This is a genomic window from Methanoregula sp. (assembly GCF_003170075.1).
Classification (GTDB): domain Archaea; phylum Halobacteriota; class Methanomicrobia; order Methanomicrobiales; family Methanospirillaceae; genus Methanoregula.
This window is the reverse complement of record NZ_PMZU01000004.1, coordinates 1-9114: the sequence shown is the minus strand read 5'-3', so window position 1 is coordinate 9114 and position 9114 is coordinate 1. Positions and strand designations below refer to the sequence as shown.

Genomic DNA, 9114 nt, shown 5'->3' with positions numbered 1-9114 from the left:
AGTATACGCTGAATAACCTTGAGAATTTGAAAGTCCGGATAATGTTGTTATCAAAACAAACGAGTCAAAGACCATTTTTGGTTCTGCATTTCTTTATATAGATTATACCACCCGGTTTGAGATATCAATGCTTTTTTGAGATTGGAGACAGATATAACAGGGACGTAATTATTGGATGGAAAAATATCAGGAGGGTTCCCCGCCCCAGGGTCTCTTGAGGGGCCCGGCGGGGCAAAGAAGATTTTGTGGCTCTGTAGAATTCCTCAACCAGAATTAGAACAGAGAATGGTATCATGAATCGTGAGAGGTTATAGAGGATCACCTTGATTTTGATCTCCTTGACCTGGAGTCGGTATTTTCGAGCCTTGAGGGATTCCCCAAACTTTCGTTTCAGGACGGAGAATACCGTTTAAGAGGCGAAATAATCCTCTCTGATTGATCGTCCTCTTCATGACCCTCTCCCCAGGTCCCGCCGTTTTCTTTCAGGAACCATCAGCGACCCGAAACAATCCGGGCCCGATTTAAGCCCCGTTCACCTTTTGATCACTCCAAAAGAAGCCCGTATCGGGCTCCGTTTCAATATACCCCAAAATTGGCCTTATTTTGCCAATCGGACGAATTAAAACGACCCCATAGTGCGTTTCTAAGGCCCGAACCAGGGCCTGTATGGGTTTTCTGTTGGTGAGGAAAATGACCGCTGCCAGAACGCGAATATGGCCCGCTAATGGGTGTTATATGGGGCTCATTACAGGCTTATTTTTGAAAACGGGGCAAATATATCGCTGCATTTCCAGACAGGTTGAAACGGACGATTTTGCGGGCGTTTCCGGGACCGCGCCGGATGGGGGATTGTACATTAAGGAGACTGCCTCCCCACGGGGGGGAGAGAGTGAGTCACCATCTCATAATTTATCTGAAAAGATTCGGAAAAATGAGATGAGCACAGGTATTCTACAGAGATGAATAAAGATGCCGCTTCAATGGTAACCGGCGTCATTCTGGTGGTCGCCATCACGATAATTCTCGCAGCAATTCTCGCTGTGTTTGTATTCAGTATGGCAGGAAACCTCCAGAAGACCAAAAGAGTTGCGGCGACGGCATCCAAACCCAGTTTAAACGAGATCATAGTCACATATGAGGGTGGCCAGGATGCTGCAACATTCAGTTACGGACTTGTAACAGTTATTCCACCCGGCGGCATTTTTTACCAACCGGATCACTTCATCGGACCACGGGCCTTCCCGGTGCTCACGGGACAGTATGCCAGATACCTCAAACCAGGGTTTTGCCTGATCGGCCAGACCAGAGAGCCGGGCAAAAACGGAGGTACTTTCGCCCGCAAAAAGAACGTCTGCGGCGCTTTTTGCCGACAACAAAGGCTGTATACTCACCCGCGAAATATTCCGGATCATGCAATACACAATCGTCCTTGAACCCAGCGACGAAGGCGGGTTTACCGCCCGCTGCGTTGAGATTCCGGGACCCGTTTGCCAGGGTGCGAACAAAGGAGAAGCGCTCGCCCGGCTTAAGGAGGCGATCGGTGAGGTGCAGCAGGCCTGGGAGGCCGACCTGCACCGCACAATCCAGTCCCTTTCATCCGAGATCATCAGGATCGATGTCGCGGACGCCGCGTAAATCCTTTTTCACACGAAAAGGGGGATCACCCCCACAGAAATTTATAAAATTTTTTCGAGAATTTCCCCGGCATCGCGAACAAACCGGGTACATTTTGTATGGAAGAGGTTGTCTTTCCGTGCGATCGCCAGCTCTTTTGGATCGGAGAGGTTGTGGCCGATCAGGTCCGTGCAGCTGACCGAATGGTTCCGGCGCAAAAATTCGCTGATAAACTCGTTTGCCACCGCGTAGGTCTTCTCCTTTGCTGCAAGGTCGTCGATCTTCGTCCGGCCGTACTTCATCCCGATCACCATGAGCGCACCGGTGACCGCCCCGCAGGTGTTCCCCGTGTGCGCCATCCCGCCGCCAAGCCCGCAGGAGAGCCTGAGCGCCGTGTCGCGATCGATGCCGAAATCCTCTGCGAATGCGGCGCAGACTGCCTGTGAGCAGGAGAGACCGCCGGTGAAACAGGCAGCCGCATCGTCAGCCCGTGTCAGTGTCATAGTACCGGGATTGTCTCCCGGGGCAGATAAGGTGTGCGGGCAGAGCCGTCCTCCCTCTGGCCCGCCGCAAGGGTCTTGTAAAAAAAGCAGGCAAAACCGATCTGGTTTACACCATAATTATGAAAATCGTTACGAGTAAACTGGTTACGAGTCTCACATGACAAATCTCGCTATAATAGAAGATTATATAAGTGTAGGAATGATACTGCCTTCGTACCTCAGCCATATCTGTCAGGTACAGGTTGGGGAAATGGGGAGGGAGATATGCCTACTGCAAAAAGAATTGGCGGTATAGAACCATTACCGCGGTACATCAATCCGGACACCTCGATTCCGGAATATGAAAAGATCCTGGAGCAATTGCAGGATTACCAGAGCTCGCTCATCGGATCATCCTACTATTACATTCGTGCGGAGAATGACAGAATGTCCCTGTGCCGGATTATGCCCGGTGCGGGAAAACTGTTTTTCCACGAAATAGTAGACCATGACAAACACGGGATATCGGAAGATGATTTGGAAGAAGCGATCAACCATAATACGGGTTCCTTATCTACCCCCGGGTATTACCTGATCTCACCGCATATCGAGATGAAACTCCGGGTAATTCTGGATAGCCCGTAACACGGCATGAAAAACCACCAGGGTTTTTCATCAATCGTTAATGGTACATTCCATTCATTTTTTTTTAGTGCCTGCCAGCGATACCAGAGTATTGCCAGAACGTAATAATAAAAAACCCATAATTTTCGCTCTTTTCACCGTCAACAGAGGATTATGAAGAGAAAAATGTCAGGAGGGGTTCCCCGCCCCAGGGCCTCTTGAGGGGCCCGGCGGGGCAACGAAGATTTTGTAGTATTTTATAGTCCCTGATCTGACGCGAGGGCGCCCCTTTTTAGGTGCGGCGGCACTCATCGCTCATGGGGAGGAGAGTAACAGTCTCCCCATCATATCAGAATGTTCGATTTTCATAAGAAACGCCTTATTTTTTAGTGGTGAACGCCAACACAGTACGCATCAGTTTTCACGTGCAGGCGTACCATGACATTTCAGTTTGCCCGGCGGATCCAGCATGCCCCGGCCTCGTTTCTCGGGGAACTCTTCAGGGTCTCTGCCGACCCTGCGATCATCTCCTTTGCCGGCGGGCTTCCCTCGTCGGCGCTGATCGATACGGAAGGGATTGCTGCTGCGGCACGGGACGTCTTTACCACCGATCCCCGGACCGCCCTGCAGTATTCAACCACTGATGGCTACCGGCCGCTGCGGGAGTACATCGCGGCGCGGTACCGCCGGCGGTTCGGTATCCCGGCTACAGCAGATGAGATCCAGATCGTCAACGGGTCGCAGCAGTGCCTCGATCTCTTCGCGAAGATCCTGTTAAACCCCGGCGACCGCGTGGGCATGGAACGGCCGGGCTACCTCGGGGCGATCGAGGCGTTCTCGCTCTACGAACCGACTTTTGCGGCCGTGCCGCTTGACAGGGAAGGGCCGGACCCTGCGGCATTTAAAAAAATGATGAAAGAAGCGCCGGTAAAATTCTTCTACGGCATCCCCAACTCCCAGAACCCTTCGGGCTGCACCTACTCGCAGGACCGGCGCAGGGAGATCGCGGAGTGCCTCGACGGGACGGACACCATCTTTTACGAGGACGATGCCTTTGGGGAACTCTTCTTTGACGGCAAAATCCGGCTCCCGGTAAAACATTACCTCCCCGACCGGTCCGTGATCTCCGGATCGTTCTCCAAGATCACCGCGCCGGGCATGCGGATCGGGTGGATGTATGCCCAAAAGGAGATCCTGAGTGCGTTCAACACCGCAAAGCAGGCCGCCGACCTGCACTCCAACTTCCTCTGCCAGCAGATCCTTGCCCGGTACCTGGCAACGCACGACCTTGATGTCCATATCAGGAAGATTGTCGCGGTCTACGGCCGGCAGTGCCGGCTCATGTGCGACCTCTTCGACGACCTGATGCCCGCCCTTTCCCACACCACCCCGGAGGGGGGCATGTTCCTTACCGCGACGCTCCCCGCCGGCCTGCACGCGATGAACGTCTTTGAAGAGGGGATCCGGCAGAAGGTCGCCGTCCTCCCCGGCATGCCGTTCTTTGTCGATGGCGGCGGCACCGATACGATCCGGCTCAACTTCTCCAATGCCGACGAGGAGAAGATCAAAGAGGGCATGCACCGGCTCGCCGGTGTCGTGAACCGGCGTCCCTGAAAAAATGCCCGGTGATGCGGTCTCGGGCCCGACCGCTTCCCCGGAACCCTCTGCCGATCCGTGGGGATCGTTCATGTCCGCCTATGCACCGATCGACAATTCGGCAGCGGATTCCAGCGGCAACACGGTTGCGGTCCCCGGGATCGATGTGGCAGCGAGTGCCTGCGTGGCCCCGGCCACCCGGGGCGGATGGATCATTGTGACCGGTGTGGTCTCCATCGTCATCGTGTCGGGGTTACTCTGCATCTTTGGCCGAAAACCCGAAGATGCACCAAAGACCCCCTGATCGGATCTTTTTTGCAAAAACTTTTTTTCGTACCGGGCAAACCGGGTACTCCATGACGCTGCAACGAACGATAGTGATCCTCGCCCTGCTCGCGTGTGCCCTGCTCTTCTCTGCCGGGTGCACGCAGACGGCAGGGACTCCCGCGACCGCTTCTGGGACCGTGACGACACCGGGAACCACCGGTTCTTCCGGCATGACGCAGGCCGCAACCCCTGCCACGCAGGACAACGTCCGGCTCGAAACGACGATGGGAAACATCACTATAGCGCTCGATCCTGACATGCCGATCACCGCCGGCAACTTCGAAACGCTCGTAAAGAAAGGCTACTATGACGGGGTTATCTTCCACCGCGTCATCCCCGGGTTTATGATCCAGGGCGGCGACCCGACCGGGACCGGCAGGGGCGGGCCCGGGTACACCATCCCTGATGAGTTCACGGCCACGAACAGGAACAACCGGGGCACGGTCGCGATGGCAAATGCCGGCCCCGGCACCGGGGGTTCGCAGTTCTTCATCAACCTCGTGGACAACAATTACCTTGACGCAAAACACCCGGTCTTCGGGACCGTGGTCGAAGGAATGGACGTGGTGGATGCGATTGCGAAGGTGACAACCGATGCAAACGACCGGCCGCTTAAAAACGTGACAATCCTGCACGCAGAGATGGTGTGAGGGGTCCGTTACCGGCCACACATATCCTCTTTTTCCCGGGCACCGGGAACCGGTCGGGGAGTCCCCGGAACGGGAGCACTCCTTTGCCCTGCACGAAAACAAAGAATATCTCTCGCGGGAGCAAATACTTCCCTTGCAATATGACTCCTGCACAGGAACCCGCTCAACGGGTACGGCTCGAAACGAACATGGGGGCGATCACAATCGCCCTTGACCCCGAAATGCCGGTCACCGCCGGCAACTTTGAAACGCTCGCAAAGAAAGGCTACTACGATGGCGTCATCTTCCACCGCGTGATCGCCGGGTTCATGCTCCAGGGCGGCGACCCGACCGGCACCGGCCGAGGCGGGCCCGGGTACGCGATCAAGGACGAGTTCACGAACCACAACCGGAACGACCGGGGCACCATCTCGATGGCAAACGCCGGTCCGAACACCGGGGGGTCGCAGTTCTTTATCAACCTTGTCAACAACAATTTCCTTGACGGCAAACACCCGGTCTTCGGGAAGGTCACAGAAGGCATGGATGTTGTGGACAAGATAGGGAAGACAAAGACCGACACGGACGACCGGCCAAAAGAGAAGGTCACGATCCTCCACGCGGTCGTAGAGTAAGTGGTCCCGGGAAAGATTCGGGTTTATTCTTTTTTTCGCGGGTTTTGGTAGCGGCCTGCTGACCCGTAGTACATGCGTTCGCAGCTGTTCGGGAGAAACGATCATTACGGGAAAATGTGATTGAATTTATTTTCTAAAAACCGGTTTCAAAGAGATTTATTCAACCCGTACACTCCATTCTGAAAAATACGAGGGTTCCCCGCCTCAGGGCCCCTCCGGGGCACGGCGGGGTGAGGGGGTTATTGGTTTTTGTCATCGATCCGCCGCGGGGGCGTCCCTTCGGGGGCGGCGGCACTCATCGCACCGATCTTTTCAGGAAAACACGCCCTCATACTCTTTTGGTTCACACGACCGGGCACTGCCATTTTACCCCCAAAGGAACACCTATGTGCCGGGCCTGACAGACAGTACAGCAGGAAGCAGTCATCATGAAAAAACCCTCAGTCAATCAGGACCCTGATCTCGAAGCGCATTCCACGGGGATCATAAAACGCCACCTCGTCCGCCGGCCCCGGGCAAAAAAGATGTGGAACCTCCTGACCGACGATGCCGAGATGCAGGCCAGCTGGCGGATGGCAAACTACGTTGCTTCGACAAAACTGGGGATGAACGATCACGGCAGGACCCACGCGAAGGTTGCGACCGCATCGGCACTTGCCATGCTCGATCTGCTGGACGGCTCGCAGTTTACCCCCGACATCATCGCCGGGAAATTCGGGGACCGGGACGACGCTGCGCTCGTCGTGATGACAGCGATGCTCTGCCACGACCTCGGGAACATGGTGCACCGCGAGGACCACGCGGGTCTCGGGGTGACCCTTGCGATCCCCATTCTCGACCGGCTCCTGCCCGCGATCTACGACGACCCCGCACAGCGCATGGCGATCCGGTCGTTTATCCTCTCCGCGATCTATACCCATCACGGCGTACCACGGCCGCTTTCCATCGAGGCGGCGCTTGTCTGCATCGCGGACTCGACTGACATGACCAAGGGCCGGGGCCGGGTCGCGTTTGAATCCGGGAGCATCACGATCCACTCGGTCTCCGCCCTTGCCATCGAAAAGGTTGAGATCAAAAAAGGGGTGGAAAAACCCATCGGGCTTGTGATCCACATGTCCAGTTCGGCCGGGATCTTCCAGGTGCAGGAGATCCTCGCGCCCAAGGTGCGGGCCGGGCCGCTTGCGGACGCGGTGGACGTGATCGCGGTGACAACAGAGGGGGCACACGCGGCCGGGAAGACAATTGTTTCCGGGATCCGGATGCAGGGCGCAAAATTTGTGCCCCTGCACCGGGGCAGCAGCGGCAGTACCCGGGCCTCACCGGGCAGGAAAAAATAACGCGGGCGGCACCGGCTCCGCCGCAGCCGGGGGATCGGCCGCCAGTGATCCGCTCATCAGGCCGACGGTTTGTTGCCGGTATGGGGCCGGAGCGTACCGATAAACCCTTCGAGCGCGTCCCGGGCCCCGCGGCGGTCCTTTGCCGACACCGCCTTTGTCTCCACCCCGTTAAAATGCGCTTTTACCGCATCCGGTTGTGCGCCGACCGTGTCGCACTTATTGAGGAGTATCACAAAGGGGATCTTCTCGGCTCCAATCGAACAGTAGAGGTGATCGATGAACTCATCCACCGGTGAGGTTGCATCCACGAGCAGGATCGCACCGTCCATGCCTGTCCCGATGATCTCCCGGGCGAACTCGAACCGTTCCTGCCCCGGGGTCCCGTACAGGTAGACCCGTTTTTCGCCGATCTGCACCCGGCCGTAGTCGAGTGCGACGGTCGTGGAGCCCCCGGCGCACTCGGCCTCGATATGTTTTGCCTGCGGGTCGAGCGTCTGGATCAATGTGGACTTTCCCGCCCCGAACGCACCAAAAACGACAATCTTGTACTTTTCTTCTGCCATTACACTACGATGGGGGTAAAGGGTGTTTACTGTTTCGGTAGTAAAGAGGCCCCGCCTTTGTCGCCGGCCGGGGCGGCGGTGCTGGCGGGTGGTGACCTGAACGGTTTTTTCAAACCTGCCAGAAAATTTTTATAGAGAAAAACAGGATTGATTTTTGAATTACCGGTACATGAGCAGAAGGGAGTACGACCTGATGGGAAGAAGCACAAGAGACCGGGCGGGGAACCGGGGCGGTAAAAGATTCGGGGGGCAGAACGGGCGCGGGACCTACGATGACCCGTGGGACGAGGAAAATCCGGACCAAGATCCCTGCCGCAATGTGAGGGATCTCTATGAAGAACCACCGGACTCCCCCGGCGATGAGTATGTCTGGCCGGAGAACGAGGAAGAAGAAGACTAAAATTCCCGGATCTTTTTAGTATAAAAAAATGAGCAGGGGATCGCTCTCCTGCCCGGTTTTTTTCATTACTTCGGGTTGTTCCCTGCATCTTCCATGTGGCCGGGCCCCGGTCCCACATCACGAGCAGGCCGGGGATGATCACGTAGGCGAGCAGCCCTGCACCGAGGAACGCCCCGGTGATGACAAGTTCGTTGTCCATCGCCATCGCCTTATGCGAGTGCTGCGACGCTGTCGGCCCAGATCTCGACCGTGGTCCGGATCGCGTCGTCCTCGTACGAGGAGAGGGTGCCCTGGTCCCGGCTGAACGTGACCATGTAGAGTTCCCCGTTCTGGCCCTGGCACCTGATCGTTGCCGAGTAGGTCTCGGCATCGGTGTCCCGCGCTGCCGTGCCCCCGTGGGCCGCGGTGAGTGCGGTATCGGCGAGCAGGGCGGCGGCCCCCGCGTTAAAGCCGGCGACCGTGCTGAACTTACCGGATTCGCTGCCGACAACTTTCGCATCGGTGTCCTGGTAGACGATCTTTGCGGTGTAGGATTCCCTGGTCTTTTCAACCGGCCCGTGGGTCGTGCCGGCGGTCACGTAGGACACGCAGCCGAACGGGTTCGTGCTGATGACCGACTCGACAATCGAGTTGAATGTCGCTACATCGGCGATCGGGTTCGCAAGCGGGCGGACCGCGGATTTTACTGCTGTGCTCTGGATGAAATCTCCCATCGTGTATCACTCCTTTTTTGTTTTTTTCCGGGATTTTCCCGGAAGAAGAGCGGACGGTTTGTTACAAACCTTCGCTCTTTTTTGTTCGGACTTCGGTTCTGTCTCGGGGGCCCCTTTGACATATCCCTATGGGATGTAGGGGGGGATGGGCTTTGATTATAAAATTATTTTTTAAGGAGAACAGGGGAGAGAGT

12 protein-coding genes and 1 pseudogene are annotated in these 9114 nt (G+C 56.4%); 9 read left to right on the top strand and 4 right to left on the bottom strand.

The genetic code is table 11. The features are described 5' to 3' along the window. Positions 1 to 124: 124 nt before the first annotated feature. A pseudogene (locus tag QZN75_RS10030) lies at positions 125 to 409 on the bottom strand (hypothetical protein); the annotation flags it as partial. Between the two features lie 550 nt (positions 410 to 959). Here QZN75_RS10030 and QZN75_RS00305 point away from each other — a divergent pair. Next, entirely contained in the window at positions 960 to 1433 is a 474-nt protein-coding gene (locus QZN75_RS00305) for a type IV pilin N-terminal domain-containing protein (RefSeq protein WP_292423231.1), read from the top strand. Then, positions 1411 to 1635, top strand: a complete 225-nt coding sequence (locus tag QZN75_RS00300; RefSeq protein ID WP_292423229.1) for a type II toxin-antitoxin system HicB family antitoxin — start codon at positions 1411 to 1413, stop codon at positions 1633 to 1635. The genes QZN75_RS00305 and QZN75_RS00300 overlap by 23 nt, the downstream gene beginning before the upstream one ends. 41 nt (positions 1636 to 1676) lie before the next feature. On the opposite strand, the gene QZN75_RS00295 is transcribed toward QZN75_RS00300, so the two are convergent. Further along, a complete protein-coding gene (locus tag QZN75_RS00295; protein WP_292423225.1) occupies positions 1677 to 2117 on the bottom strand; it encodes a C-GCAxxG-C-C family protein in 441 nt (146 codons plus the stop codon). A 264-nt stretch (positions 2118 to 2381) separates the two neighbouring features. Here QZN75_RS00295 and QZN75_RS00290 point away from each other — a divergent pair, with 264 nt between their 5' ends. The 6 genes from QZN75_RS00290 to QZN75_RS00265 all read left to right on the top strand — a co-directional run bounded on the left by QZN75_RS00290 (position 2382) and on the right by QZN75_RS00265 (position 7244). Then, positions 2382 to 2741, top strand: coding sequence for a hypothetical protein (locus QZN75_RS00290; protein WP_292423222.1), 360 nt, complete (start codon positions 2382 to 2384; stop codon positions 2739 to 2741). A gap of 417 nt (positions 2742 to 3158) precedes the next feature. Next, positions 3159 to 4334, top strand: coding sequence for a PLP-dependent aminotransferase family protein (locus QZN75_RS00285; RefSeq protein ID WP_292423221.1), 1176 nt, complete (start codon positions 3159 to 3161; stop codon positions 4332 to 4334). Between the two features lie 73 nt (positions 4335 to 4407). After that, the gene (locus QZN75_RS00280) at positions 4408 to 4620 is read left to right on the top strand and encodes a hypothetical protein (protein ID WP_292423220.1); all 213 of its coding nucleotides are present in this window, start codon (positions 4408 to 4410) and stop codon (positions 4618 to 4620) included. A 52-nt stretch (positions 4621 to 4672) separates the two neighbouring features. Next, complete coding sequence (locus QZN75_RS00275; RefSeq protein ID WP_366652776.1) at positions 4673 to 5293, top strand: peptidylprolyl isomerase; 621 nt, start codon at positions 4673 to 4675, stop codon at positions 5291 to 5293. 140 nt (positions 5294 to 5433) lie between these two features. Continuing rightward, complete coding sequence (locus QZN75_RS00270; protein ID WP_292423217.1) at positions 5434 to 5907, top strand: peptidylprolyl isomerase; 474 nt, start codon at positions 5434 to 5436, stop codon at positions 5905 to 5907. A 428-nt stretch (positions 5908 to 6335) separates the two neighbouring features. Then, entirely contained in the window at positions 6336 to 7244 is a 909-nt protein-coding gene (locus QZN75_RS00265) for an HD domain-containing protein (RefSeq protein WP_292423215.1), read from the top strand. 56 nt (positions 7245 to 7300) lie between these two features. Here the strand turns inward: QZN75_RS00265 and QZN75_RS00260 are convergent, their stop codons facing one another. Continuing rightward, positions 7301 to 7807: an ATP/GTP-binding protein gene (locus QZN75_RS00260; protein WP_292423212.1), complete on the bottom strand. Its 507-nt coding sequence runs from the start codon at positions 7805 to 7807 to the stop codon at positions 7301 to 7303. 169 nt (positions 7808 to 7976) lie between these two features. On the opposite strand from QZN75_RS00260, the gene QZN75_RS00255 reads away from it, so the two are divergent. Next, positions 7977 to 8207, top strand: a complete 231-nt coding sequence (locus QZN75_RS00255) for a hypothetical protein (protein WP_292423209.1) — start codon at positions 7977 to 7979, stop codon at positions 8205 to 8207. A 209-nt stretch (positions 8208 to 8416) separates the two neighbouring features. On the opposite strand, the gene QZN75_RS00250 is transcribed toward QZN75_RS00255, so the two are convergent. Continuing rightward, positions 8417 to 8920 (bottom strand): hypothetical protein, encoded by a 504-nt coding sequence (locus QZN75_RS00250; protein WP_292423207.1) that lies wholly within the window; start codon positions 8918 to 8920, stop codon positions 8417 to 8419. Positions 8921 to 9114 lie beyond the last annotated feature (194 nt).

What these genes read in the sequence shown, in the direction of transcription:
- QZN75_RS00305 (WP_292423231.1), top strand. Translation starts at nt 960, where the DNA reads ATGAATAAAGATGCCGCTTCAATGGTAACCGGCGTCATTCTGGTGGTC.
- QZN75_RS00300 (WP_292423229.1), top strand. Translation starts at nt 1,411, where the DNA reads ATGCAATACACAATCGTCCTTGAACCCAGCGACGAAGGCGGGTTTACC.
- QZN75_RS00295 (WP_292423225.1), bottom strand. Translation starts at nt 2,117, where the DNA reads ATGACACTGACACGGGCTGACGATGCGGCTGCCTGTTTCACCGGCGGT.
- QZN75_RS00290 (WP_292423222.1), top strand. Translation starts at nt 2,382, where the DNA reads ATGCCTACTGCAAAAAGAATTGGCGGTATAGAACCATTACCGCGGTAC.
- QZN75_RS00285 (WP_292423221.1), top strand. Translation starts at nt 3,159, where the DNA reads ATGACATTTCAGTTTGCCCGGCGGATCCAGCATGCCCCGGCCTCGTTT.
- QZN75_RS00280 (WP_292423220.1), top strand. Translation starts at nt 4,408, where the DNA reads ATGTCCGCCTATGCACCGATCGACAATTCGGCAGCGGATTCCAGCGGC.
- QZN75_RS00275 (WP_366652776.1), top strand. Translation starts at nt 4,673, where the DNA reads ATGACGCTGCAACGAACGATAGTGATCCTCGCCCTGCTCGCGTGTGCC.
- QZN75_RS00270 (WP_292423217.1), top strand. Translation starts at nt 5,434, where the DNA reads ATGACTCCTGCACAGGAACCCGCTCAACGGGTACGGCTCGAAACGAAC.
- QZN75_RS00265 (WP_292423215.1), top strand. Translation starts at nt 6,336, where the DNA reads ATGAAAAAACCCTCAGTCAATCAGGACCCTGATCTCGAAGCGCATTCC.
- QZN75_RS00260 (WP_292423212.1), bottom strand. Translation starts at nt 7,807, where the DNA reads ATGGCAGAAGAAAAGTACAAGATTGTCGTTTTTGGTGCGTTCGGGGCG.
- QZN75_RS00255 (WP_292423209.1), top strand. Translation starts at nt 7,977, where the DNA reads ATGAGCAGAAGGGAGTACGACCTGATGGGAAGAAGCACAAGAGACCGG.
- QZN75_RS00250 (WP_292423207.1), bottom strand. Translation starts at nt 8,920, where the DNA reads ATGGGAGATTTCATCCAGAGCACAGCAGTAAAATCCGCGGTCCGCCCG.